23 protein-coding genes and 1 pseudogene are annotated in these 23,785 nt (G+C 72.1%); 14 read left to right on the forward strand and 10 right to left on the reverse strand.

Annotated elements, in window-relative coordinates; translation table 11 throughout:
- The 4 genes and pseudogenes from BMY07_RS28790 to BMY07_RS28805 all read left to right on the forward strand — a co-directional run.
- Positions 1-306 (forward strand): annotated as a pseudogene (locus BMY07_RS28790) (glutathione S-transferase family protein); the annotation flags it as partial.
- 65 nt (positions 307-371) lie between these two features.
- On the forward strand, positions 372-1,277 hold the full coding sequence (locus BMY07_RS28795) for an aminoglycoside phosphotransferase family protein (RefSeq protein ID WP_092785614.1): 906 nt from the start codon (positions 372-374) through the stop codon (positions 1,275-1,277).
- A 49-nt stretch (positions 1,278-1,326) separates the two neighbouring features.
- Positions 1,327-2,298 carry an aldo/keto reductase gene (locus tag BMY07_RS28800; protein WP_092785616.1) on the forward strand — a complete coding sequence of 324 codons (972 nt, stop codon included), beginning with the start codon at positions 1,327-1,329 and terminating at the stop codon, positions 2,296-2,298.
- The gene (locus tag BMY07_RS28805; protein ID WP_218150815.1) at positions 2,295-3,182 is read left to right on the forward strand and encodes an aldo/keto reductase; all 888 of its coding nucleotides are present in this window, start codon (positions 2,295-2,297) and stop codon (positions 3,180-3,182) included. The genes BMY07_RS28800 and BMY07_RS28805 overlap by 4 nt, the downstream gene beginning before the upstream one ends.
- A 4-nt stretch (positions 3,183-3,186) precedes the next feature.
- Here the strand turns inward: BMY07_RS28805 and BMY07_RS28810 are convergent, their stop codons facing one another.
- Together BMY07_RS28810 and BMY07_RS28815 are read right to left on the reverse strand one after the other, a co-directional pair.
- Positions 3,187-3,519 carry an STAS domain-containing protein gene (locus BMY07_RS28810; RefSeq protein WP_092785620.1) on the reverse strand — a complete coding sequence of 111 codons (333 nt, stop codon included), beginning with the start codon at positions 3,517-3,519 and terminating at the stop codon, positions 3,187-3,189.
- A gap of 84 nt (positions 3,520-3,603) precedes the next feature.
- The gene (locus tag BMY07_RS28815; protein ID WP_092785622.1) at positions 3,604-4,044 is read right to left on the reverse strand and encodes an Hsp20/alpha crystallin family protein; all 441 of its coding nucleotides are present in this window, start codon (positions 4,042-4,044) and stop codon (positions 3,604-3,606) included.
- 157 nt (positions 4,045-4,201) lie between these two features.
- Here BMY07_RS28815 and BMY07_RS28820 point away from each other — a divergent pair, with 157 nt between their 5' ends.
- Both BMY07_RS28820 and BMY07_RS28825 read left to right on the forward strand, forming a co-directional pair.
- A complete protein-coding gene (locus tag BMY07_RS28820) occupies positions 4,202-4,831 on the forward strand; it encodes an HSP18 transcriptional regulator (protein ID WP_218150816.1) in 630 nt (209 codons plus the stop codon).
- Between the two features lie 131 nt (positions 4,832-4,962).
- A complete protein-coding gene (locus BMY07_RS28825; RefSeq protein WP_092785624.1) occupies positions 4,963-5,895 on the forward strand; it encodes a carbon-nitrogen hydrolase family protein in 933 nt (310 codons plus the stop codon).
- Here BMY07_RS28825 and BMY07_RS28830 read toward each other — a convergent pair.
- Complete coding sequence (locus BMY07_RS28830; protein ID WP_092785626.1) at positions 5,873-6,838, reverse strand: nitrilase family protein; 966 nt, start codon at positions 6,836-6,838, stop codon at positions 5,873-5,875. The genes BMY07_RS28825 and BMY07_RS28830 overlap by 23 nt on opposite strands.
- Before the next feature lie 80 nt (positions 6,839-6,918).
- On the opposite strand from BMY07_RS28830, the gene BMY07_RS28835 reads away from it, so the two are divergent.
- The 7 genes from BMY07_RS28835 (at position 6,919) to BMY07_RS28865 (ending at position 13,799) form a co-directional block, all read left to right on the forward strand.
- Entirely contained in the window at positions 6,919-7,410 is a 492-nt protein-coding gene (locus tag BMY07_RS28835) for a cysteine hydrolase family protein (protein ID WP_245782719.1), read from the forward strand.
- A gap of 122 nt (positions 7,411-7,532) precedes the next feature.
- Complete coding sequence (locus tag BMY07_RS28840; RefSeq protein ID WP_092785630.1) at positions 7,533-8,660, forward strand: Gfo/Idh/MocA family protein; 1,128 nt, start codon at positions 7,533-7,535, stop codon at positions 8,658-8,660.
- A complete protein-coding gene (locus tag BMY07_RS28845) occupies positions 8,657-10,129 on the forward strand; it encodes a TldD/PmbA family protein (protein WP_092785632.1) in 1,473 nt (490 codons plus the stop codon). Before BMY07_RS28840 ends, BMY07_RS28845 begins: the two co-directional genes overlap by 4 nt.
- A complete protein-coding gene (locus BMY07_RS28850; RefSeq protein ID WP_092785634.1) occupies positions 10,129-11,478 on the forward strand; it encodes a TldD/PmbA family protein in 1,350 nt (449 codons plus the stop codon). The genes BMY07_RS28845 and BMY07_RS28850 overlap by 1 nt, the downstream gene beginning before the upstream one ends.
- On the forward strand, positions 11,475-12,284 hold the full coding sequence (locus BMY07_RS28855) for a DUF4438 family protein (protein ID WP_245782720.1): 810 nt from the start codon (positions 11,475-11,477) through the stop codon (positions 12,282-12,284). Before BMY07_RS28850 ends, BMY07_RS28855 begins: the two co-directional genes overlap by 4 nt.
- Positions 12,285-12,328: 44 nt before the next feature.
- On the forward strand, positions 12,329-13,168 hold the full coding sequence (locus tag BMY07_RS28860) for a DUF4438 family protein (protein WP_245782721.1): 840 nt from the start codon (positions 12,329-12,331) through the stop codon (positions 13,166-13,168).
- On the forward strand, positions 13,161-13,799 hold the full coding sequence (locus tag BMY07_RS28865) for a GntR family transcriptional regulator (protein ID WP_092785640.1): 639 nt from the start codon (positions 13,161-13,163) through the stop codon (positions 13,797-13,799). The genes BMY07_RS28860 and BMY07_RS28865 overlap by 8 nt, the downstream gene beginning before the upstream one ends.
- A gap of 13 nt (positions 13,800-13,812) precedes the next feature.
- On the opposite strand, the gene BMY07_RS28870 is transcribed toward BMY07_RS28865, so the two are convergent.
- From BMY07_RS28870 to BMY07_RS28900, 7 genes are all read right to left on the reverse strand, one after another.
- The gene (locus BMY07_RS28870) at positions 13,813-14,838 is read right to left on the reverse strand and encodes a D-2-hydroxyacid dehydrogenase (protein WP_245782722.1); all 1,026 of its coding nucleotides are present in this window, start codon (positions 14,836-14,838) and stop codon (positions 13,813-13,815) included.
- Positions 14,835-16,055, reverse strand: coding sequence for a pyridoxal phosphate-dependent aminotransferase (locus tag BMY07_RS28875; RefSeq protein WP_092785642.1), 1,221 nt, complete (start codon positions 16,053-16,055; stop codon positions 14,835-14,837). The genes BMY07_RS28870 and BMY07_RS28875 overlap by 4 nt, the downstream gene beginning before the upstream one ends.
- Positions 16,056-16,103: 48 nt before the next feature.
- Positions 16,104-16,841 (reverse strand): SDR family oxidoreductase, encoded by a 738-nt coding sequence (locus tag BMY07_RS28880; protein ID WP_092785644.1) that lies wholly within the window; start codon positions 16,839-16,841, stop codon positions 16,104-16,106.
- On the reverse strand, positions 16,838-18,892 hold the full coding sequence (locus BMY07_RS28885; protein WP_092785646.1) for a dipeptide ABC transporter ATP-binding protein: 2,055 nt from the start codon (positions 18,890-18,892) through the stop codon (positions 16,838-16,840). The genes BMY07_RS28880 and BMY07_RS28885 overlap by 4 nt, the downstream gene beginning before the upstream one ends.
- Positions 18,889-19,809, reverse strand: coding sequence for an ABC transporter permease (locus BMY07_RS28890; protein WP_425426366.1), 921 nt, complete (start codon positions 19,807-19,809; stop codon positions 18,889-18,891). Before BMY07_RS28890 ends, BMY07_RS28885 begins: the two co-directional genes overlap by 4 nt.
- Positions 19,802-20,779 carry an ABC transporter permease gene (locus BMY07_RS28895; RefSeq protein ID WP_092785650.1) on the reverse strand — a complete coding sequence of 326 codons (978 nt, stop codon included), beginning with the start codon at positions 20,777-20,779 and terminating at the stop codon, positions 19,802-19,804. The genes BMY07_RS28890 and BMY07_RS28895 overlap by 8 nt, the downstream gene beginning before the upstream one ends.
- An 82-nt stretch (positions 20,780-20,861) precedes the next feature.
- On the reverse strand, positions 20,862-22,583 hold the full coding sequence (locus BMY07_RS28900) for an ABC transporter family substrate-binding protein (RefSeq protein ID WP_092785911.1): 1,722 nt from the start codon (positions 22,581-22,583) through the stop codon (positions 20,862-20,864).
- Between the two features lie 255 nt (positions 22,584-22,838).
- Between BMY07_RS28900 and BMY07_RS28905 the strand changes: the two genes are divergently transcribed.
- Positions 22,839-23,780, forward strand: coding sequence for a succinylglutamate desuccinylase/aspartoacylase family protein (locus BMY07_RS28905; RefSeq protein ID WP_092785652.1), 942 nt, complete (start codon positions 22,839-22,841; stop codon positions 23,778-23,780).
- Positions 23,781-23,785 lie beyond the last annotated feature (5 nt).

Genomic DNA, 23,785 nt, shown 5'->3' on the forward strand with positions numbered 1-23,785 from the left:
TACCACGGCCACTTCAAGTGCAACCGCTCCCGCCTGACCGAGCTCCCCGCGCTCTGGGCCTACGCCAGGGACCTGTTCCAGACCCCCGGCTTCGGCGACACCGTCGACTTCGCCCAGATCAAGGAGCACTACTACGCGGTCCACCGCGACATCAACCCCACCGGCATCGTCCCCAAGGGCCCGGACCTGGCGACCTGGCTGACCCCACACGGCCGCGAGTCCCTGGGCGGCACCCCCTTCGGCAACGGCACCCCGCCCGGCCCACCCCGCGAACCCGTCGACCCAGCGCACACCCCACTGCCCTAACAGGAGCATCCACTGTGGATCGCGCCCGCTAGTGCGACCGCCCGTGGTGGAGGACCATCGGGCAGGTGGAGTGGATTGCCGAGTGCTCGGTCGAGGCGCTGACGGAGGCCCTGCGGGTCGTCGCGCCCGAGTTGGTCGGGTTGCCGATCACCTTGCCCGACCTGGTGGGGCGGGACGACCCGCTGTGGCGGTCGTCGAGTGCCGCCGTGGGGGAGGGGTTCGTGGCGAAGCTGGCGTGGTCGGCTCCGGCCGCGCGGCGACTGGCGCACGAGATCGGGGTGCTGACAGCCCTGTCCGGCGTCCCGTTCCTCCCCGAGGTCGTCGCAGGCAGCACCGAGCCGGTGTTGCTCGTCACCAGGCGCGTGCCGGGGGAGTCGCTGTTCGCCGTCGTCGACTCGGTCGACCGTGATCACGCGGGCAGTGACCTGGCGAGGTTCCTCCGCGCACTGCACGACCCGGCCACGCGGGAACGGGTCGAGCAGGCGACAGGCGCCCTGCCCCCACCCCGAGTCGAAGCCTCGACCGAGCAGGTCCGCGCCGGGCTAGGCCGATGGCTGCGACCCGACCAACGCGCCACCATCGCGACCTGGTGCGACTGGGCCGACGCCGTGCTGGCCACCCGCCTCGAGGCCGCGTTGGTGCACGCCGACCTGCACGGCGACAACCAGGTGTGGCGCGACGGCCGACTGCGCCTGGTCGTCGACTTCGAGACCGTCAGCGCGGCGGAACCGGAGTACGACCTGCGCGCCTTCCCCGACGTGGAGTTGCTCACGGCCACCGTGAGGCACTACGAGCGCCTGTCCGGTCGGGCGCTGTCGATCGACCGGATCATGGCCTGGCACCTGCGCGCCACCCTGGACGACGCCCTGTGGCGCACCGAGGCCGGAGTCCCGCTGCCCGACCACCGCACCCCGGCCGAGTGGGTCGACGACCTCGCCACCCGGTTCGCCGCGCTCGACGTCCACCCCTGACGGGGAGGGTGCATCATCGAGGGCGGATCCTTTTGCGAACGGAGCGAACGTGAAGCACGCCAAGCTGGGTGACCTGGTGGTCGGCCGCATCGGTCTGGGCGCGATGGGCATGTCCCACGGCTACACCGGTGCGGGCAGCGACGACGCCGAGTCCATCCGCACCCTGCACCGGGCGCTGGAGTTGGGCGTCACGCTCATCGACACCGCCGAGGTCTACGGGCCCTACACCAACGAGGAGCTCGTCGGCCGGGCGCTGCGGGGTCGCCGTGACCAGGTCGTGCTGGCCACCAAGTTCGGCCTGATCTCCCACACCGGCCGCGGCGCCCCGGACAGCAGCCCGGCCACCATCCGCACCGCCGTCGAGGGCTCGCTCAAGCGCCTGGGCACGGACCACATCGACCTGTACTACCAGCACCGGGTCGACCCGAACACCCCGATCGAGGACACCGTCGGCACGGTCGCCGAGCTGGTGGCCGAGGGCAAGGTCCGCCACATCGGCTTGTCCGAAGCGGGCGTGAACACGATCCGGCGGGCGCACGCCGTGCACCCGATCACCGCGGTGCAGTCGGAGTACTCGCTGTGGACCCGCGACCCGGAGGAGGGGGTGCTGGCGCTGCTGCGCGAGCTGGGCATCGGGTTCGTCCCCTACTCGCCCCTGGGCCGCGGCTTCCTCACCGGCACGATCCGCTCACCCGAACAGCTCGACGCCGACGACTTCCGCACCACCAACCCCCGCTTCACCGGCGAGAACTTCCACCGCAACGTGGCACTCGCCGACCAGGTCACCGGCATCGCGGCCGACATCGGCGCGACGCCTGCCCAGGTCGCCCTCGCCTGGCTGCTGACCAAGGGCGACACCATAGTCCCCATCCCCGGCACCAAGCGCGTGGCCCGCGTCGAGGAGAACGTCGCGGCGGACGGCGTCGACCTCACCGCCGAGCAGGTCGCCACGCTGGAAGGCCTGGCCCCGCCGTCCGGCGAGCACCACAACGAGCAGCAGATGCGGATGCTCGACCGATGACACAGCAACCACCAGCTCGAAAGGGCACCGCCGTGCACAACGTCACCCTGAACAATGGCGTCGAGATGCCGGTCCTCGGCTTCGGCGTCTACCAGGTCCCGCCGGAGCAGACCGAGAAGGTCGTCACCGACGCCCTCGCCGCGGGCTACCGGTCGATCGACACGGCCGCCGCCTACGGCAACGAGGAAGCGGTGGGGCGCGCGATCAGGAACAGCGGCATTCCGCGCGAGGAGCTGTTCGTCACCACCAAGCTGTGGGTCCAGGACAACCCGGCCGAGGACAACACCCGGCGCGCCTTCGACACCTCGCTGCGCAAGCTGGGTCTCGACCACGTCGACCTGTACCTGATGCACCAGCCCTACCGCGACGTCCACGGCCAGTGGCGCGCCATGCAGGACCTGCACCGCGAAGGCCTCGCCAAGGCGATCGGCGTGTCCAACTTCCACCCCGACCGGCTCGTCGACCTCACCGAGCACAACGAGATCACGCCCGCGGTGAACCAGATCGAGACCCACCCGTTCCACCAGCGCACCGCCGACCAGGGCCTCATGCGCGACCGCGGTGTCCAGATCGAGTCCTGGGGCCCGTTCGCCGAGGGCAAGAACGGCCTGTTCACCCACCCGGTGCTCAGCGGGATCGGCGAGGCGCACGGCAAGTCCGTGGCGCAGGTCGTGTTGCGCTGGCTGATCCAGCGCGACGTGGTGGTCATCCCCAAGTCCGTCCGCGCCGAGCGGATGGCCGAGAACCTCGACGTCTTCGACTTCGCGCTCACCGACGACCAGATGGCCCGCATCGCCACCCTGGACACCGGCGCCTCGCAGTTCTTCGACCACCGCGACCCCGGCATGACCATACAACTCGGCAACCACCGCCTGACCGACTGACCCCTCACACTGCCGTGGTCCGGTCTTCGGCCAGGGCGAGCACGTGGTCCAGGCTGGCCGCGGCGATGGCTCGGCGGACAGCACTGCCCGGCGGGCTGACCGTGATCAACCTCTGCCCGGTCGTCCGGGTCCGCTGGTTCGCCGCGACCAGCACGGCGAGGCCCGCGGAGGCGAGGAACGTCACCTCGGTGAGGTCGATGACCACGACCGGGGCGCCTGAGTCCCGGGCAAGGGCGTCGGTCAGGATCGCAGCGGTGCTCGTGTCGATCTCGCCGCGCGCGTGCAGGACGGTGCGTTCGGATGTCTGTTCGGCCGACACGGCGAACGGGGTGGACATGTCGGCTCCCTCCGGTCCGCGGGACGTGGGGCGGCTGGCCGGGGGAGGGGCCGGGGAACTGGGCTTCGGCCCCTCCCGCTCGCGTCAGGCGTTGATGACCTTCTGGTCGTCGGCCGGTGCGGTGATGGCGATCTTGCGCGGCTTGGCCCGCTCGGCGACGGGGATGCGCAGGGTCAGCACGCCGTGCTCGTAGGCGGCGCTGACGCGGTCGGTGTCGAGTGCGTCGCCGAGGAACAGTTGCCTGCTGAACACGCCGGTGGGGCGTTCGGAGATCTGGTACTCGACGCCCTCGGCGGTCTCGTGTGGCCTGCGTTCGGCCCGGACGGTGAGCACGTTGCGCTCGATGTCGAGGTCGATCGCGTCCGGGTCCACGCCGGGCAGGTCGAAGGTCACCACGAACTCGTCGCCCGCGCGGTAGGCGTCCACCGGCATCGAGGCCGGTCGGGACCACGTCCCCTGGGCGCCCGCGAGCACCTGCTGGGCGATGCGGTCGAACTCCCGGAACGGGTCGGTGCGCATCAACATCGTTCCACCTCCTGGTTGTCCGTCTGTCGTCAACGCGCACCACAGTTCTAACACGTCGTCTGATGGATGACAAGTGTTGCGTCGCTTTGACGATGACAATCCGTGTGTCGTCGGTTCGCGGTATGGTGTCGTCCTGACGACGACGAATGAGGTCTTGATGGACGTCGACCGGGACGACGCGCGGTCGCACCTGCGCGAGGGGCCGAGTGGCCGCGACGACGCGCTCGGCGATCTGGCGCTGGTGCACGCGGTCGCCGAGCACGAGACGGCGGGCAGCGAGGACCTGCTGGCCGCGCTCACGCTGCTGCGCCACCTGCGCGACGAGCTCGCCGGGTGGGAACCCCGGCTCATCGAGGCCGCGCGGGAGGCCGGGGTCAGCTGGGCGCGCATCGCGCCCGCGCTCGGTGTCGCCAGCAGGCAGGCCGCCGAACGCCGCTACCTGCGGATCCGGCCGGACGGCACGACGACGAGCACCGGTGAGGAGCGGGTCCGCGCCGAACGCGACCGCCGCGCGGGCGACAAGGCGGTACTGCGCTGGGCCCGCGACAACGCCGTCCTGCTCCGCAGACTCGCCGCCGCGGTCAGCCTCATCGACGACCTCGACCACACCGGCCAACGCACCGTCGACCACGTCACCACCGCCCTCGGCGCCTCCGACACCGCCGACCTGCTCACCCCCCTCACCAACGCGGGCCCACACCTGCGCGACGCCCACCCCGACCTCGCCGACCGCATCACCGCCGTCACCGACCAACTCGACCGCGCCCGCCACGACGCCGGTTCATGACCGCCCCCCGGGTGCGGTGGTGATGTTCGCCCAGTCCCGCGACGTCCGGTGGATCGAGCAGGGCGAGGACGCGCCCGGGTGGACCACGAGTTGGGGCGATCGGCCGGGCGAGTGTTGCCGATCCTGGCAGGATGGCGGAGGTCGTGCGAGAGGAGCGGGTCGTGCGGGTGGCGGTGGTCCAGGCGGCGGCGCCGTTGTGCGAGTTGGCTAGCGGGCTCGACCTGTTCGAGGTCTTGTTGCGCCGGGCGCGGGATGGCGGGGCGGAGCTCGTGGTGTTCCCGGAGGCGTTCCTCGGCGGCTACCCCAAGGGCGCGACGTTCGGTGCGACGGTTGGTGATCGCACGCTGGAGGGGCGTTCGCTGTTCGCGCGCTACCGCAGGTCGGCCATCGAGGTACCCGGCGAGCCGTTCGACCGGGTGCGCGCGGCCGTGGCGGCGGCGGGGTGCCTGGTCGTGGTTGGCGTGGTCGAGCGCTCGGGGCACAGCCTCTACTGCTCGTCGCTGCTGTTCGACCACACGGGCGCTCTGCTCGGCCACCACCGCAAGCTGATGCCCACCGGCGTCGAGCGCGTGATCTGGGGCCAAGGCGACGGCTCCGACATCGCGGTCGTCCCCACCGACCTCGGTCGTATCGGCATGGCCATCTGCTGGGAGAGCTACATGCCGCTCTACCGCGCCGCGCTCTACGAGCAGGGGGTCGAGTTCTACTGCGCGCCGACCGTCGATGCCCGCGAGGTCTGGACGGCGACCATGCGGCACATCGCCGTCGAGGGGCGGTGTTTTGTGCTGTCGGCCAACCAGTACGCCACCCCCGCCGACTACCCCCTCGCCGGGCCGGAGCAGCCGATGATCAACGGCGGCAGCTGCGTCGTCGACCCGTTCGGCGAGCTGCTGGCAGGCCCGGTGTTCGGCCGGGCCGACCTGCTCATCACCGACATCGACCGCGGCCAACTCGACGGCGCCTACCTCGACCTGGACGTCTCCGGCCACTACTCCCGTCCCGACCTCCTCCGCCTCGACCGCACCCCAACACCGGCCCGCGCTACACGACCGGATCCGGACTGAACCGAGCCGTCCTCGGATCACGCTCGGTACCCAGCCGCCGCACCAGCGGTCCGTACAGCTCAGGCCGACGCGCCGCCAGCCACCGGCGCCCGGTGGACAGCGGAACCAGGCCCAGCTCGGCGTCGGCCAGCACCAGCTCGTCGCCCGCGGCCCAGGTCTCCGCCACGACGCGGCCGTAGGGGTCGATGACCATGCTGTTGCCGGTGCGGACCTCGTCATCATCGCGGCCGACACCGTTGGCGAAGACCACGAACAGGCCGTTGTCGTGCGCACGCGACGGCAGCCACCGCATCAACCACTCCCGCCCGTTGGCGCCGCGGAAGGCGTCCTCGACGGCACGGGGGTCGCTGTCGCGGTTCTCCCACACCGACAGCGGGATGGGCTTCATGCCGTGCGGGCTGCGCGAGTGCGTGCCCCCGGTCTGGTGCGGCGCCAGCAGCACGGTCGCACCCGCCAACGCGCAGGCCCGCACGTTCTCGACCAGGTTGTTGTCGTAGCAGATCAGGATCGCCATCCGCACGGACCACGGCGTGTCGAACACCGTGTAGCCCGCCCCGCTGGAGATGGCCTCGTGTTCGAACGCGTGGAGTTTGCGGTGCACGTGGACCGCGCCATCCGGCAGGCACACGGCGTAGGAGTTGAACAGCTGCTCGCCCGCGCTCTCCAGCAAGCCCGCGCCGACGCCGATCCCCAACTCGGCGGCGAGCTCCCGCAGCGCGCCCACCAGCGGTCCGTCCGCGGGTTCGGCCAGGTCCCGCAGTTCCCCGACCGTGCGGCGGCGCAGGTGCCAGTAGCCCACCAGGCACATCTCCGGACACACCACCAGCCGAGCCCCCGCCTCAGCCGCCGCGACGGCGAACCGCGTCACCCGCGCCAGGTTGTACGCCTTGTCGCCGTCGCGGTGCTCGAACTGCACCGCACCCACCCTCAGCACCTCGGTCATGGCTGCAGCCAACCGCACTCCCGCCACCGCTGTCGACCCACCCGACTGTCCTAAGAGGACGTGCCTGCCGCGGAAGGCTCGTGTACACCCGGGCGGTCGTCGACGCCGCGCGGGCCGCCGGGGTGACGGTGATGCACGCCCCGATCACCTTCACCGCGGGCTACAACGAGATCTCCGCGCACCCGTACGGCATCCTCAAGGGCGTGGTGGACGGCAACGCGTTAGTCAAGGGCGAATGGGGCGCGGCGATCGTCGACGACCTCGCCCCGGCCGAGGGGGACATCGTGGTCGAGGGCAAGCGCGGGTTGGACACCTTCGCCAGCACCAACCTCGACTTCATCCTGCGCAGCAAGGGGATCACCACGATCGTCCTCGGCGGCTTCCTCACCAACTGCTGCGTCGAGTCCACCATGCGCACCGGCTACGAGAACGGCTACCGGGTGATCACCCTCACCGACTGCGTCGCTGCCACCTCCGCCGCCGAGCACGAGAACGCCATCACCTACGACTACCCGATGTTCTCCCTCCCGGTCCGCGCCGCCGACGTCGTGGCGGCACTCGGCCGCTCCTGACCCGACCACTTCAGTGGGCCCGGCCACCCGGGCCCTCTGAAGTGACCCGCGTCACTGGCGATTGTCGGCAATCGACAATCGGCCTAGCGTCAGCCCCCTCGGGGTCGGTGAGAGGAGCCGGGATGGCGCGGGACAGGGTGCGGGTCGCGGTCGTGGGTGCGGGGCGGTGGGCCAGGCGGGCGCACATCCCCGGTTGGCAACGGGATCCGCGGGCCGAGGTGGTGGCCCTGGTCGACACCGACCGGGACGCGCTCGCCGGGGCGGGGCGCGACTTCGGGGTCGATCGGCTGACCACCGACTACCGCGACCTGCTCGACGACCCGACCATCGACGTCGTGGACGTGGCCACCGCCAACACCGCGCACTTCGAGATCTCCGAGGCCGCGCTGGTCGCGGGCAAGCACGTGCTGTGCGAGAAGCCGGTGCACCGCGACTACCGCGAGACCCGGCGCCTGTCCGCGCTCGCCAAGGCCAACGGCCTCAAGACCAAGCTGGGCTTCACCTTCCGCTACGCCCCGGCCGTCCAGTACGCGAAGCGGCTGATCGACGAGGGCTTCGTCGGCGAGCCCTACCTGTTCAACGGCTTCGAGCAGAACAGCCAGTGGATCGACCCGCGCACGCCGATGCGCCAGGTCGACCCGGACGCCGACCCCGGGGTGCTGGCGGTGTCCTCGATCGAGGGCTACGGCGCGCCGATCATCGACATCATGCACTGGTGGGCCGGTGGCGAGCTGACCTCGGTGGTGGGCACGATGCGCAACTTCGTGCCGGAGCGGGTGGTCGCGAGCACCGGCCGGTCGCAGCGGCTCAACATCGACGACGGCGACATGTGGATCTGCGAGTTCGGCCCCGGCCTGCTCGCCTCCATCCAGTCCTCTTACGTCGCGGTGGGCAACCTGCCCGGCATCGAGGCCAGGGTCTACGGCTCGGAGGGCGCGGTGATCGTCCGGTTGGTGGCCGAGCACGGCAGCTGCCAGACCATCCGCACCGCGACAAAGGACGCGGTCGAGTTCGTCGAGCGGGAGATCCCCCGCGAGTTCTTCCCCGAGGGCGGCACCTCGCGGGAGGACTGGGACTCGCTGTTCTACGCCAACCTGTGCGCCGACTTCGTCAGCGAACTGCTCGACGGCACCCCCGCCAACCAGGGCGACTTCGGCCAGGGCGCGCTCGTGCAGGAGACGATCAACGCCTTCGAGGCCGCGCACCGCACCCGCGCCTGGGTCGACTTTCCGCTCGGCGGTGCCGCGTGAGCGCGCACCGCTGGGGTGCCCTGGCCGATGACACCGCGGCCCGCGAGATCGTCGAGGTCGCGCTGGACGCGGTGGACGGCCGCGCCGAGTACGCCGACGTGCGGCTGGTCGAGGCCGAGGAGACGCGGGTGTACCGGCAGCTCGGCGCGGCCACCGACGCCCGGGTCGAGCACAACGTCGGCATCGGGGTGCGGGTGCTGGTCGACGGGGTGTGGGGCTTCGCCGCCCTGCCGCTCGCCGACTCCGTCGACGCGGCCACCGCGGCCCGCCGGGCGCACGCCCTCGCGGTCGCCTCGGCCGGGACGTCCGCGCCGATCCGCCTGCCCGCGGTCGAGGCGCGCAGCGGGCGGTACGAGACCGTGGTCGAGCAGGACCCGTTCGCGGTGTCGGAGGACGAGCGCCACGGCCTGCTCTCGGCCGCGCTGGCGGCGGCGAGCGCGCCGCGGGAGGTCGTCTCGGCGCAGGCCGGGGTGAACGCCAAGCGCCAGCACCGGCACTTCGGCAGCTCGGTCGGGTCCCGCCAGCACCAGCACTTCGTGGAGACCGGGGTGCTGGTGCTGGTGATCGCGGCAGGCCACGGCGACGTGCAGCGGCGCAGCTACCCGAACTCCTTCCACGGTGACACCGGCGCGGCGGGCTGGGAGTTCGTCCTCGGTCGCGACCTGGTCACCAACGCGGCCAGGGTGGGCGAGGAGGCCGTCGCGCTGCTGACCGCGCCGGTCGCGCCCTCGGGCACCGCGGACGTGGTGATCGGCGCGCAGCAGCTGTCGCTGCAGATCCACGAGTCGGCCGGGCACGCGCTGGAGCTGGACCGGATGATCGGCGACGAGGCCAACTTCGCGGGCACCTCGTTCATCGGCGTCGAGGACATCGGCAGGCTGCGCTACGGCTCGCCCGCGGTGACCATCACCAGTGACCCGACGGTCCCGGGCACCCGGGGCAGCTTCGCCTTCGACGACGAGGGCACTCCGGCGCGCCGCCGCGCGCTCGTCGAGGGCGGCGTCATCCGCAACGCACTGTCCAACTTGGACTCCGTCGCCCGCACCGGGGTCGCGCTCACCGGTGCCGCGCGCGCCGATGGCTGGGCCTACCCGCCGGTCTGCTTCGCCACCCACGTCCACCTCGAACCCGGTTCCGGTTCCCTCGACGAGCTCTGCGACCGCCTCGGCGACGGCTACTACATCGAGGACAACCGCTCCTGGTCGATCGACGAGCGGCGGCTGAACTTCCAGTTCGGCACCGAGGTGGCCTACGAGGTGCGTGATGGCAAGCGCGGCAGGCTGCTGAAGAACTTCTCCTACGGCGGGATCACGCCGCGGTTCTGGAACTCCGTCGAGGCGGTCGCCGGACCGGACGAGGCCAGGACCTTCGGGTACCCGTGCGGCAAGGGCGAACCCAAGCAGTGGAGCTTCCTGAGCCACGGCGCGGCGCCCGCGCTCGTGCGCGGCCTGCGGATCGGGGTGGCGTGATGACCGGGTTCTCCGCACCGCTGAGCGCCGAGCGCGCCATCGCGACCGTCGAGTCCGCCGCCCGCGCTGGCGGCGCCGACCAGGTCGAGGCCACGCTGCTGGCCCGCGCGGGGGAGTACACCCGGTTCGCGGGCGACCGGGTGCACCAGCCGCAGGACATCACCGAGGTGCTGGTGCGCGTGCGGGCCGTGGTGGACGGCCACGCGGGCACGGTGTCCACCAGTCGACTCGACCGCGTGCCGGACGCCGTGCGCTCAGCCGCCGCCCTGGCCCGTGACCTGGCCCGCGTCGCCGGGCGGCCGGGGACCGCCCGGGTCGGCGACCCCGCGCCCGCCACCGACCCGGACCTCTGGCACGAGGACACCGCCGCGTTCGACGCCGCTGCCCGGGTCGGCCTCGCCGGGCGGGCCATGCGCGCGGCCGGGGCCGCGGGCGGGTCGGCGGCAGGCATGATCGGCCGGGCCGCCACCCGGATCGCGGTGGCCACCAGCACCGGGATCAGCAGGCACGCGGTCGCGACCGAGGCGACGGGCAGCCTCACCGTCGCGACCGGCACCGGGAGTTCGCAGTGGACGGACCTGCACCGCTCCAGCGGGGCCCTGCGCACCGGTGCGGCGATCGACACCGCGATCGCCAGGGCGTTGGCGAGTCGTGGCCGGGTCGAGCCGGCGCCGGGTACCTACACCGTGGTGCTCGGCCCGCAGGCCACCGCCGAACTGCTGGGCTTCCTCGGTGTGCTGGGCTTCTCCGGTGACCTCGCGGCGGCCGGGGTCGGGGTGTGCGCCACCCGGGCGGGCCAGGCCGTCGCGTCCCCGCTGGTCACCGTCGCCGACGACGCGCACCACCCGTACGGCCTGCCGATCCCGTTCGACGTCGAGGGAACCCCGAAGACCCGCGTGCCGCTGCTGACCGGGGGAGTGGTCGGGGATCCCGTCACCGACCTGGCCACCGCGACCCACCCGACCGGCCACGCGCACACCGCGAGGGAGGCGGCCCCGGCGCCGGTGCCCGCGAACGTGGTGATGGACCCCGGGCAGGCGACCGAGGCCGAGCTGATCTCGGGGGTGGAGCGCGGCGTGTACGTCGAGCGGTTCTGGTACACCAGGCTGGTCGACCGCCAGGCGAGCACGATCACCGGCGTCAGCAGGGACGCCTGCTTCCGGATCACCGACGGCGCCATCGCCGAACCGCTCGCCGGTGCCAGGTTCACCCAGTCGATCTTCGACTTCCTGGCCACGGTGGACGGCGTCGGCGACGTGCTCCAGGCACAGCCGATCATGAACGTGTGGAACGGCGCGGTCAGCGCTCCCGCGGTGCGGGGGCACGGCTTCCGCTTCGGGGTCGCGTGAGGACCAACGCCGACCGGCTGCTCACCCAGGTGCTCGTCGGCGAGGTCTGGCCACCGCTGTCGGACCGCTTCGCCTACCGGGTCGACGGTGACGGTGCCGCGTTCCTGCTGCCGGGCATGGGCGGGGTCACGCTCGGCGCCGGGATCGGCACCCCGGTCACCGGTCATCACGCCGACCACCTCGAGCCGGGGCTCTCGGTCCGCCACCGCGACCACGAAGCCGACAACGCCCTGCAGTTCCTCACCTGCGTCGGCAACCCCGTGACGGTCCTCAGCGGACCCGCGACCGGCGCGACCGGCCGGGTCATCGGCCACCACGCCTACGTGCTGGTCGACCTGCCGCAGGACGCCCTGGCGGAGATGGCCCCCGGCGACCGGGTGGCGATCCGCGCGCGGGGGCAGGGCCTCCGGCTGCTGGACCACCCGGAGGTCACGGTCAAGAACCTCGACCCGACGCTGCTCGACCGGCTGCGGATCACCACGGGCAGCGACGGGAGACTGCGCGTCCCGGTGGCGGCCCGGATCCCGGCCACCGCGGTCGGCGCGGGCACCGGCATGGCGTCCGAGTACGCCAACACCGACCTGATGCTCCCCACTACGACCTCCCTGCGCATCGGCGACCTGGTAGCCCTACTCGACCAAGACCACCGCTTCGGCCGCGCCCACCGCCCCGACTGGCTCGCCATCGGCCCCCTCACCACCGGCGCCTGCCGCATGTTCGGCCACGGCCCCGGCCCGAGCACCCTGCTCACCGGCCCCACCCACGCCTTCGACCTACTCGACGACCCGAACGGCGCCCACCTATGACCGCCCGGACAGATCCTGCTCGACGACTCGGAGGGACAGCGACTGTGAACGGTGGTCGAACGCCGGTGGGTGGCGGGCTGGTCGCCACGACGCTGCTCGGGGTGGTGGAGACGCCGCGGATGGCGGCTTACCCGTATCGGGTTGATCGTGATGGGGGTTCGTTCCTGCCGGTGGCTGACGCGGGGGTGGTGTTGGGGCTGAGGCTTGGGGACAGCGTGTTCGGGTTCGATGCCGATCACCCCGCTCCCGGCGCCACGCTCGGCCATCCGGATCCGGCGGCCCGGCATGCCCTGGTCGCGTTCGCGTGCCTGGGCAACGAGGCGGTCGTCCGCACCGGTGCCGCCGCGGGTGCGGTGGGTCGTGTCCTGGGCAAACGCGGCGGGGAAGGGCGGGTCATCACGGTGTTCGACCAGGATGCGCTGGCTCGGTTGCTGCCCGACGACCAGATCGCCGTCCGCGCTGTCGGCCAAGGCGCGCCCGCCGCGGACGGGGTCACCACCCTCAACATCGACCCCGTGCTGCTGCCCGCGCTGACCGCCCCGCTGTCGGTGCGCGCCCGCGTCCCGTCCCACTTGATCGGCAACGGTGTCGGCAGGCCCGCCCACCAGTGGGACATCGACCTCCAGCTCGACCCCGGCACCGCCCCGGGCCTGCGGTTGGGCGATCTAGTATGCGTCGAGGACGTGGACGTCCGGCACAACGTCGGCCGCAGGGAGGGGTGGGTGACCGTGGCGGTGGTGGTTCACGGGGCGAGTCCGCTCCCCGGGCACGGACCCGGTGTGATGCCGGTCCTGTGCGCCCCGGCCGACCGGTTCGACGTCGTGGTCGAGCCGGAGGACCACGTCGGGGTCACCGCGGCGCTGCTGGGGTTGGCCGATGCCTGAGCCGCTGGAGCACCCGTCCCTGCCCGACACCGTGCACCGACTGCTGCGCACCCGGATCCTCAACAACGAGCTCCGCGCGGGCAGCCGGGTCGTCGAGGCGACCATCGCCGCCGAGCTGAACGTCAGCCGGTCGACGGTCCGGCTGGCGCTGACCCGCTTGCAGACCGAGGGCCTGGTCGAGATCAGCCCCCGCCGCCACAGCGTGGTCACCCGGCTCTCGCACGACGAGATCCAGGACGCCTGCTACGCCAGGTACGTGCTGGAGGAGGGCGCCGTCCGGGCGGTGCTCGCGCGCGGCGCCGAGGGGCTGGTGGGCCCGCTGACCGAGATCATCGACCGGATGACCCGCGCCGCCACCGCGCACGACATGGCCGCGGTGGTGGACCTGGATACCGAGTTCCACGGCACCATCGTGCGCGCGGCGGGCAAGGCCCGGCTGGCCTCCCTCTGGTCCACTCTGGACGGCCAGATGGGCGCGGTGATCAGGTCCTCGCTGGAGGAGCAGCAGCTGGACCTGGCCGAGATGCCGAAGCTGCACCAGGACCTGCTCGACACCCTGGGCTCCGGCGACCCCGGGTCGGTCGCCGACGCGCTCTACCGCCACTACCTCAGGCCGGACTACGAGCTGTGAGCCCGCCCGCGGCTCAGTACCCCAGCTCCGCCCGGTAGACGTTGCGCAGCGGTGTCCCGGCCAGCCATCGCCGCAGGTTGTCGCAGAAGATGTCGGTGATCAGCCCGTTCTCGCCCGCCACCGTCGAGGCCGAGTGCGGGGAGATCAACACGTTCGGCAGGTCCCACAGCGGGGAGTCCACCGGCAGCGGCTCGACCGCCGTCACGTCCAGCGCGGCCCCCCGCACCTGCCCGGCCCGCAGCGCCGCCACCAGCGCGTCCTCGTCGACCACCTCGCCCCTGGCCACGTTCACCAGCACCGCCTCCGGCCGCAGCGCGGCGAACTCGGCCGCACCGAGCAGTCCGCGGGTCTGCTCGGTGAGCGGGCAGGCGAGCACCACGGCGTCGACCGAGGGCAGGACCGCCCCGATGGCACCGAACTCGACCACCGACGACACCCCCGGGGCCGTCGAGGTCCCGCCGGGGCGCACGGCGCCGACCACGTCCATCCCCAGCGCCGACAGGGTGACCGCCACCTGCTTGCCCACCGATCCCAGCCCCACGACCAGCGCGCGCTTCCCGTGCAGCGTCGAGGTCGTGTACCGGGTCCACTCGTGGGCCGCCTGCCACCGGCGCAACCCGGGCACGTCCTTGACGAAGTACAGCAGCCCCATCAGCGTGAACTCGGTCAGCGGCCGCGCGTGCACGCCCGCCGCCGTGGTGACGACCACCCGGTCCAGGTCGAACGGGAACCGGTCGGTGAACCGGCCCAGCCCGGCGCTGGTGCCCTGGATCCAGCGCAGGCGGGGGAAGTTGCCCGGCATCGCCGCCGGGTCCCGCCGGTCGAAGTCGAAGGCGATGTCCGCCGAGGCGGCCAGTTCCCGCCACCGAGCCTGTTGCCCGGCGCTCAGCTCGGGCAGGACGCCGCCGTGGTCGCCGTCGTAGCGGGGGACCGGCAGCAGTTCGGGTTCGTACAACACCTCCACCGAGGGGTCGACCGCGGCGATCCGGTCGACGTGTTCGCGTTCGAGCGGCGAGCAGATGAGGACGCGCACGGTCACGACGCGGCTCCGTTCAGGGCGAGGACCATCCGGTCGAGGGCGGCGCTCCACACCGCCTCGTCGCGGGCGAAGCACACCCGGAACCGGCCGGTGCCCGACGGGCCGAACTGGTAGCCGGGGCTGACCACCACCCCCGCGTCGGCCTGCAGCGCCTTGGCCACCTGCACGTCGCTCAGCCCCAGCGCCGAGACGTCCGGCCACAGGTAGGCGGTCCCGTTGCCCGGCTGGACGACCAGGCCGTCCACCTGGCGCAGCCGCTCGGCGGTCATCTCGCGCAGGGCGCGGAGTTCGAGCACGCGGTCGCGGACGAACTCGACGTCGTCGGTGAGCCACCGGGTGAGCACGTGCTGGGCGTAGGCGGGCGCGCGCAGGCAGGAGATCGCCATGACCTGCTCGACCGCGTCGATCACCTCGGGCGGGCCGACCACGACGCCGACCCGGTACCCGCTCAGCGACTCGGTCTTCGAGCCGCCCAGCAGGGTGATAGTGCGGTCGCGCAGTCCCGGCCGCGCGGCCAGGTGGAAGTACGGGGTCTCGTCGTAGACGAGCCTGCAGTACAGCTCGTCGACGACGACCAGGAAGTCGTGCTCGACGGCCAGCCTGCCCACGCCCGCGATCGTCTGCTCGGTGTAGACGGTGCCGGTCGGGTTGTTCGGGTTCGAGGTCAGCAGCAGCCGGATCCCGCCGCGGGCCACCGCTTCCAGGGCCGCCAGGTCGAGCTGCGGTCCGGCCGGGTCGTCGACCATCGGGACCCGCACGACCTCGGCGCCGAGGAAGCGCAGCATCCGCTCCACGAACAGGTACTCCGGGTCGGCCAGCGCCACCACGTCACCGAAGTCGACCAGCGCGCTCAGCGTGGCGAACAGCCCGCCCTGGGTACCGGTGGTCACCGCGATGTCGTGCTCCGGGTGCACGTCGACCCCGAGCAGGGTGGACACCGACCGCGCGCAGGCCCGCAGCACCTCGGCGCCGCCGCGGTAGGCGGTGTAGGCGTTGTCGCCGTCCTCGGCCGCCGCGGCGAAGACCCCGGCTGCCCACTCCGGTGGCGGGAACCGCACGGTGTCGAAGTGCGTGGTGTCCAGCAACCCGTGCCCGGCCCCGTCGAGCCGCAGGCCGAGGTCCGCCTCGCGCACCGACATGCCGAGCGCGTCCGAGCGCTCCGGCAGGTGGGTGCGCAGCAGTCGCCGTGCCTCGACGGAATAGCGGGTGGCCGCCATGTGATTCGCTCCCTCGTGTCGCGGCGCGAGGTCCTCGCGCCGTCTCTGTCACGCCCATCTCGACCCCCGGTCGACCACCGTCGAGGTCCCGGTGATGTACCGGGACTCCTCCGAGGCCAGGAACAGCACCGCGTCCGCGACGTCCGCGGCCGACGGTCCCGGTGGGCCGAGCGCGCCGGGGTCCACGCTGTTGACGCGGACGCCGAAGTCCAGCAGCTCCAGGGCGAACGCGCTGACCAGCCCGGCGACGCCGTGCTTGGCGGCCGCCATGTGCGCGTACCCGGCCACCGCGCGGTGGGCCAGCGCGGAGCCGATGAACACGATCGACCCCGCCCCCTGCGCCACCATCACCGGCGCGACCGCCTTCGCGGTCTGCCACACCCCGGTCAGGTTGATGTCGATCATCGTGCGCCACTGCGCCTCCGGCATCTCCCACGCCGTGCCGCGCGAGCGCACCCCGGCGGCGGGCACCGCGATGTCGAGCGACCCCAGTGCCGCGACCCCGGCCCGCACGGCGGCGCCGATGGCGTCACCGTCGCGCACGTCGACCAGCCGGGACACCACGGTCCGGCCCAGCGCGCGCGCCTCGGTGGCCGTCCGCTCCAGCTCGCCCGCCGTGGCCAGCGACTCCGGCACGGTCTCCACCCGGCTGACCACGCCGATGTCGAGCAGCACCAGGTCGGCGCCCTCCTCGGCCAGCCGCAGCGCGCAGGCCCGCCCCACCCCGCGCGCCGCGCCGGTGACCAGCGCGACCTTCCCGGCCACCCGGCCGCCGCGCCCGCTCATCGCGGACCGCCGAAGTGGCAGGCCACCGGGTGCCCCTGGCCGCGCTCGACCAGGCCGGGCACCTCCTCGACGCACAACGAGCGCTCGGCGTCGGTCAGCGCGCCGAGGAACCTCGGGCAGCGCGTCCGGAACCGGCACCCCGACGGCGGGTCCACCGGGCTGGGCACGTCGCCGCTGAGCAGGATCCGCTCCCGCACCCGTTCCTTGCGCGGGTCCGGCAGCGGCACCGCGGAGATCAGCGCCTGGGTGTAGGGGTGCGACGGGTGGTCGAACACCGCGTCCCGCTCGCCCACCTCCACCACCCGGCCCAGGTAGAGCACCGCGACCCGGTCGGCGATGTGGCGCACCACCGACAGGTCGTGCGCGATGAACAGGTACGACAGCCCGAGCGCGTCCTGCAGGTCCTCCAGCAGGTTGATCACGTCGGCCTGCACCGAGACGTCCAGCGCCGACACCGGCTCGTCGAGGATCAGCACCCTGGGCCGCAGCGCCAGCGCCCTGGCGATCCCGATCCGCTGCCGCTGCCCGCCGGAGAACTCGTGCGGGTACCGCTCGGAGCGGCCGCGGCCGAGCCCGACCGAGGCCAGTAGCTCCAGCGCCCGGGTCCGGGCGTCCTGCTTGGCCAGGCCGTTGATCCGCAGAGGCTCGGCGACCAGGTCGGCGGCGGTCATCCTCGGGTCCAGCGAGCCCATCGGGTCCTGGAACACGATCTGCAGGTCCCGCGCGTGCTTGCGGCCGCGCACAGCGGCCCCGTCCAGCTCCACGCGCCCCGCGGTCGGCTCCTCCAGCGACATCAGCAGCTTCGCGATCGTGGACTTGCCCGAGCCGGACTCACCGACCAGCCCCAGCGTCTCACCGGCGGACAGCGAGAACGACACGTCGCACACCGCGTGCAGCTCCGCGACCTGCCGCCGGAAGAACCCGCCGCCGCGCACCGGGTAGTGCTTCACCAGCCCGGTGGCCCGCAGCAGCGGTCCCTCGGTCCGAACAGGACGCTCCGCGGTCAGCGCCACGGGCGCGACAACCGGGACGAAGACGTCCTCGGGGCGCTTGTCGACCAGTTCCTCGGCGAAGTGGCACGCGGTGAGGTGCCCGTCGACCTCGCGCAGCTCCGGTTCCTCGGTCAGGCACCGCTCGCGGGCCAGCGGGCACCGGGGGGCGAACGCGCACCCGGGGATCGGGCGGTCGAGCGCCGGGGGAGTGCCCGCGATGGGCGTCAGCCGTGCGCCGAACCGCCCGTCGAGCCGCGGCAGGCTGCCGAGCAGACCGAGCGTGTACGGCATCCGGGGCCGGTAGAAGACCTCGTCCGCGGTGCCGGACTCGACGACCTTGCCCGCGTACATGACCACCACCCGGTCGGCCTGCCCGGCGACGACGCCAAGGTCGTGGGTGATCAGCACCGCCGCCGCCCCGGTCTCCGCGCGCGCGGTCCGCAGCGCGTCGAGCACCTGGGCCTGGATGGTGACGTCGAGCGCGGTGGTCGGCTCGTCGGCGATGATCACGTCCGGGTCGTTGGCCATCGCGATCGCGATCACCACCCGCTGGCGCATGCCGCCGGAGAACTCGTGCGGGTAGTCGCCGACCCGGTCGCGGGCGTTCGGGATGCCCACCAGCTCCAGCAGGTGCACGGCCCGCTCGACCGCGTCGTCCCTGCTGGTCCCCGGGTGGTGCGCGCGGACCGCCTCGGCCACCTGGAAGCCGACCGAGTACACCGGGTTGAGCGAGGACAGCGGGTCCTGGAAGACCATCGCGACCGACCGGCCGCGCACCGAGGACATGCCCCTGTCGCCCAGCCCGGCCAGCTCCCGGTCGCGGAAGCGCACCGACCCGCCCATCCGGGCACCGGGCGGCAGCAGGCCCATCACCGCGAGGGCGGTCGCCGACTTGCCGCAGCCGGACTCGCCGACCACGCCGAGGACCTCGCCCTCGCGCAGCGACCAGGACACGCCGCGCACCGCCTGGACCCGGCCGCGCTCGTCGGGGAACTCGACGGTGAGGTCGCGGACGGAGAGGACCTCCGCGGTCGTCGTCTGGTGCGTCGTCGGGCTCATGTGCGGCTCCGGGACCGAGTGTTGTCGAAGGCGTCGCGCAGGCCGTCGCCGATGAAGTTGACGCACAGCGCGATCACCACGATGAAGAGCCCGGGGAAGTAGAACAGCCAGGGCCTGGTGGACACCGCGGACTGGTTCTGGCTGACCAGCAGCCCCAGCGAGGTGTCCGGGGCGCGCACCCCGAAGCCGATGAACGACAGCGCCGTCTCGGCCAGGATGGCCACCGCGACGATGATCGTCACCGCCACCACGATGGTGCCCATGGCGTTGGGCAGGATGTGCCGGAAGATGATCCGCCACGACCCGGCGCCGAAGGTGCGGGCGGCGGCGATGAACTCGCGCTCGCGCAGCGACAGCACCAGCCCGCGCACCAGCCGGGCGACGTAGGGCCAGGTCAGCGCCGCGAGGACGACGCCGATGAGCAGCCAGCCCTGGCCGCCGGTCGCGACGTTGTTGGCCAGCACCGCGGCGACCGCGATGGCCGGGAAGATCAGCACCAGGTCGGCGACCCGCATCATCAGCGTGTCGACCCGGCCGCCGTAGAGGCCCGCCGCCGCGCCCCAGACGCTGCCGAAGATCCCGGACGCCGCGGCCACGAACAGCGCGATCTCGATCGAGCGCTGGGTCCCGCGCAGCACCTGGGCGAACAGGTCGTAGCCGGTGGCGTCGGTGCCGAACGGGTGCGCGGCCGAGGGCGGCTGCGAGTTGTCCGGGGTGAACGTGTCGTACCCGTAGTGCCACAGGGCGCCACCGACGAAGGCCAGCAGCACCAGCAGCACGAACAGGACCAGGCTCACGGTGGCGAGCCGGTGGCGCAGGAACCGGCGCACCACGAGCCGCGCGCGGCTCACCGGGACCGGATCCCCGCTGTCCTGCGCACCGGGGCCGCCGGGTACCGGGTGGGTTGTCTCAGCCAAGGCGGATCCTCCGATCCAGCACCGCGTACAGCAGGTCCGCGACCAGGTTGAACAGCACGACGATCACCGACACCAGCAGCAGCCACGCCATCACCGCGTAGATGTCCTTGTCCCGCACCGCCGAGAGCAGGAACGAGCCCATCCCGCGCCACTGGAACACCGTCTCGGTGATCACCGCGCCGGAGAACAGCACGGCCAGGTCCATGGCGACCACCGTGGTCAGCGGGATCAGCGCGGTCCGCAGCGCGTGCCGGACGAGGACCGTGCGCCGGGGCAGCCCCTTGGCCCTGGCCAGCCGCACGTAGTCGCTCTGCTGGACCTCGACCATCGACGAGCGCACGAACCGGCTCCACGGCGCGAAGGTGGTCAGCGCCAGCACGATCGTCGGCAGCACGATGTGCCCGGCGATGTCGGACACGGTCGGCCAGAACCCGGTCGGCGGCGGGATCGAGGCGTCGCCGACGGTGTAGAACAGCGTGCTCCCGGTCGCCTCGTTGACGTCGATCGCCTGCTGCTTGAGCAGGATCGCCAGCCAGAACGCGGGCATCGACAGCAGCAGGAACCCGGCGGAGGTGAACAGGTAGTCCACCCACGAGTACTGCCGCACCGCGCTGATCACGCCGACCACCAGCGCCAGCAGCAGGGCCAGCAGGACCGCGAGGACCACCAGCCGCACCGACACCAGCAGCCGGGGCCAGATCTCGTGCCCGATGTCGACGCGGGTGACCGAGGGACCCCAGTCGCCGCGGAAGATCCCGGTCAGCCACCGCCAGTACTGCTCCAGCAGCGGCAGGTCCAGCCGCAGCCGGTGCCGCTCCGCCGCCAGGATCGCGGGCGAGACCGGCGGCTGCTTGGCCAGCAGGTCGCCGAGCGGGTCACCGGAGGCGCTCACCATCACGAAGGTGATGAACGACCCGACCAGGATGATCGGGATGGTGTGCAGCAGGCGCCGCAGTACGTAGGCCAGCATCCGGACTCCTCCAGCCGCAGGTCGGGCGCGGCGGTGGTACCCCACCCCCTGCGAGGGGGCACCACCGCCGCGCGGTCGGGTGTTATCCGCCGATGCCCCACTGGCCCGCGTTGTACGGCGGGCCGAAGTAGGTCCCGTTCGCCCGCACGTTGACCAGGTCGGCCTTGTAGGCGAGCAGGTCGGGGACCTGGTAGAGCGGCAGGATGTAGGCGTCCTCGGTCATCTGCGCGTCCACCCCGTTGAGGTAGCCGGCCACATCGGACTCCTCGGTCGCGCCGAGCGCCTTGGTGAGCAGCTCGTCGACCTTGGCGCTGCTGTAGCCGCCGAAGTTGAGCCCGCCCTTGGTCATGAACGCCTGCGAGTACTGCGTCGAGACGAAGGTCTGCCCGATCCAGCCCATCGCGAACAGGTCGAAGTCCTTGCCGGGCTGGTGGGTGACCGTCGCGCCGATCGAGTCGGTCGTCTGCACGTCCACCGTGACGCCGAGCTGCTTGGCGTTGGCGGCGAACAGCTCGCAGACGGTCTTGAGGATCTGGTTGTTCTGGATGTAGCGCATGGTCAGCGTCGGCACCGGGGCGCCCTTGGGGTCGACGAGCTTGTCGCCGTCGACCTTGTAGCCCGCGTCGCTCAGGATCGACTTGGCCTTGGCGATGTCACCGGTGCCCAAGGTGCCCAGGTTGTCCTTGTAGCCGGGCTGCTGTGGCACGTAGATGCGGTTGCGCAGCGGCTTGGCGCCCTCGGAGAACTGCCCGACGGTCTTGGCGATCGTCTGCTGCACGTCGGCCGCGGTGAACAGCGCCTTGCGCAGCGCCACGTCCTGCATCGCGGGGTTGTTCATGTTGGGCAGGATCATCTGCTTGCGCAGGCCCTCGACCAGCTGGTATTTGACCCCGCTGAGGGCCTGGACGTTGCGCAGCAGGTCGACCTGCGGGTCCGGGTTGATGATCTGGACCTCGTTGTTCTGCAGGGCGGGCACCTCCTGCGTGGTGTCGGTGATGACCCGGAACACCAGGCTGTCCAAAGTAGTCGGCTTGCCGTACCACCTGGGGTTCGGCACCAGCGTCGCCGCCTGGTTGGTGACCCAGGACTTGAACATGAACGGGCCGCCGGACCAGTCCGGGAAGGAATCCTTGTAGCGGAAGCCGTCGTTGAACGACTTCGCCAGGCCCTCGGGGGTGCCGTCGTCACCCAGCTTCTTGGCCACGTGCGCGGGCAGGATCGGGCCGAACAGCGCCTTCCAGTCGCCGAACGGCTTGCTCAGCGTGACCGTGACGGTCTTGCCGTCGTCGGTGCCGACCAGCGAGGTGATGGCGTCGTAGCCCATGGTCGACGCGGCCTCGCACTTCGGGCAGACCCGCGGGTCCGAGGCGCGCCAGACGTAGTCGAAGTCGGCCGAGGTGATCGGCGTGCCGTCGTTCCAGACGGCCTTGGGGTTGATCTTGTAGACCAGGGTCTGCGGCGAGGTGCTGGTCTGCTCGGCGCTGACCAGCAGGTCGGAGTTGAGCTCGATGGTCTTGAGGTCGGGCAGGGTGACGAACGGCGCCGGGTCGTAGGCGTCGGCCACCAGCTGGGTCGCCACGCCGATGTCGGCGCCGAGCGGGTTCCAGTCGAGGATGTTGCGCTCGAGGACGTAGGTGATGGTGCCGCCCTGCTTGGCGGTGCCGGAGTTGGCGGAGTTCGCCTCGGCCTTGACCTGGTTCGTGGTGTTCCCGCCGCCGTCCGCCGCGCCACCGCCGCAGGCGGGGACGACCAGGACGGCGGCCAGCACACCGACCAGGGTCCGGGAATGTTTTCGATAGCCCATGCTGTGTTCCCACATCTCTCGTCCGGTTCCCTTGCCGCGGTCCACAGAGTGAACAGGCAGGAATGGCGGGCAGACAAGCGAGAGTTGCTACACGGCCGCCTTAAGACCTGCTAACCGAGGTCTGACCAGCGTTGATGAGGTTTAGCATACCTAACAGCGCGCGTTTGCGACTTCTGTCTTGTGTTCGGCGAAGGTACCCGCGCAGAATCCCCAGGCACCGATTCGCCGACATTTCTCGGCAGGCAAGGAGCAGATATGCAGCCCAACCAACCGACCCTGGCCGGGGCGATCTCGTGGACCGACCACCCGGTCACCTCGTCGCTCGCCTACGGCACCGTGGACGTCCGCGTCGGCACCGTGGGCACGGGCGGCCCGGTCGGCCTGGTGGTGGCGAGCGTGCACGGCGACGAGGGGCCGTGGGGCACGCTCGCGGTCAACCGCCTGCTCGCCGAGACGCCGCTGGACGACCTCGTCGGCACGCTGCGGGTGGTCCCCGTGGCGCACCCGCTGGCCACCGAGGCCGACGCCAGGCAGACCCACCTCGACCTGCTCGACCTCAACGGCGTCTTCCCCGGCGACCCGAACGGCTCGCACACCCAGCGGCTGGCCGCGGTGCTCGCCGAGCACGCCGTCGACGGCACCGACATCGTCCTCGACGTGCACGGCGGCGGCAGCTGGAACATCAACTGCTTCACCTACCGGTTCCCCGGCAGCGAGCAGGTCGCCGAGTGGATGGGCACCCCGCTGATCATGGACGGCCCGGACCGCGCCACCAGCCTCACCGGCCATGCCCGGTCGCAGGGGGCGGTGGCGGTCTGGATCGAGATGGGCGGTCGCGGCGAGCACGAGGAGGACCGCGCGGCCACCGTCACCAGGGGGCTGCGCCGCGCGCTGGGCAAGGCTGGCGTGCTCACCGACGCGGGCCTGCCGGACGAGCCCGGTCTCGTCGGCGGCGAGAAGCGCCCCCTCGCCACCTCCGCGCCGGGCATCTACCAGCCGGTCCTGCGCGAGGCCGCGCTCGGTGACGTCGTCGCCGAGGGCACCGTCATCGGCCACCTGCTGCACCCGGTCACCAGCGAGGTCGTCGAGACCTTCCGCGCCCCCTTCCCGCGCACGGCCCTCGCGCTGCTGCGGCCCACCCTGGCCAGGATCGAGGCACCCGGGCAGGTCGTCGCCCTGGTCACCGAGATCGCCTGAGCCAC

Origin of the sequence: Actinokineospora terrae, from assembly GCF_900111175.1 — a bacterium.
GTDB lineage: Bacteria > Actinomycetota > Actinomycetes > Mycobacteriales > Pseudonocardiaceae > Actinokineospora > Actinokineospora terrae.

Coding starts and splice junctions, on each gene's coding strand:
- BMY07_RS28815 (WP_092785622.1), bottom strand. CDS start 4,044: ATGTTGATGCGCACCGACCCGTTCCGGGAGTTCGACCGCATCGCCCAG.
- BMY07_RS28830 (WP_092785626.1), bottom strand. CDS start 6,838: ATGACCGAGGTGCTGAGGGTGGGTGCGGTGCAGTTCGAGCACCGCGAC.
- BMY07_RS28895 (WP_092785650.1), bottom strand. CDS start 20,779: ATGCTGGCCTACGTACTGCGGCGCCTGCTGCACACCATCCCGATCATC.
- BMY07_RS28905 (WP_092785652.1), top strand. CDS start 22,839: ATGCAGCCCAACCAACCGACCCTGGCCGGGGCGATCTCGTGGACCGAC.
- BMY07_RS28825 (WP_092785624.1), top strand. CDS start 4,963: ATGGCGGAGGTCGTGCGAGAGGAGCGGGTCGTGCGGGTGGCGGTGGTC.
- BMY07_RS28810 (WP_092785620.1), bottom strand. CDS start 3,519: ATGTCCACCCCGTTCGCCGTGTCGGCCGAACAGACATCCGAACGCACC.
- BMY07_RS28900 (WP_092785911.1), bottom strand. CDS start 22,583: ATGGGCTATCGAAAACATTCCCGGACCCTGGTCGGTGTGCTGGCCGCC.
- BMY07_RS28805 (WP_218150815.1), top strand. CDS start 2,295: ATGACACAGCAACCACCAGCTCGAAAGGGCACCGCCGTGCACAACGTC.
- BMY07_RS28840 (WP_092785630.1), top strand. CDS start 7,533: ATGGCGCGGGACAGGGTGCGGGTCGCGGTCGTGGGTGCGGGGCGGTGG.
- BMY07_RS28880 (WP_092785644.1), bottom strand. CDS start 16,841: ATGAGCGGGCGCGGCGGCCGGGTGGCCGGGAAGGTCGCGCTGGTCACC.
- BMY07_RS28885 (WP_092785646.1), bottom strand. CDS start 18,892: ATGAGCCCGACGACGCACCAGACGACGACCGCGGAGGTCCTCTCCGTC.
- BMY07_RS28875 (WP_092785642.1), bottom strand. CDS start 16,055: ATGGCGGCCACCCGCTATTCCGTCGAGGCACGGCGACTGCTGCGCACC.
- BMY07_RS28850 (WP_092785634.1), top strand. CDS start 10,129: ATGACCGGGTTCTCCGCACCGCTGAGCGCCGAGCGCGCCATCGCGACC.
- BMY07_RS28820 (WP_218150816.1), top strand. CDS start 4,202: ATGGACGTCGACCGGGACGACGCGCGGTCGCACCTGCGCGAGGGGCCG.
- BMY07_RS28865 (WP_092785640.1), top strand. CDS start 13,161: ATGCCTGAGCCGCTGGAGCACCCGTCCCTGCCCGACACCGTGCACCGA.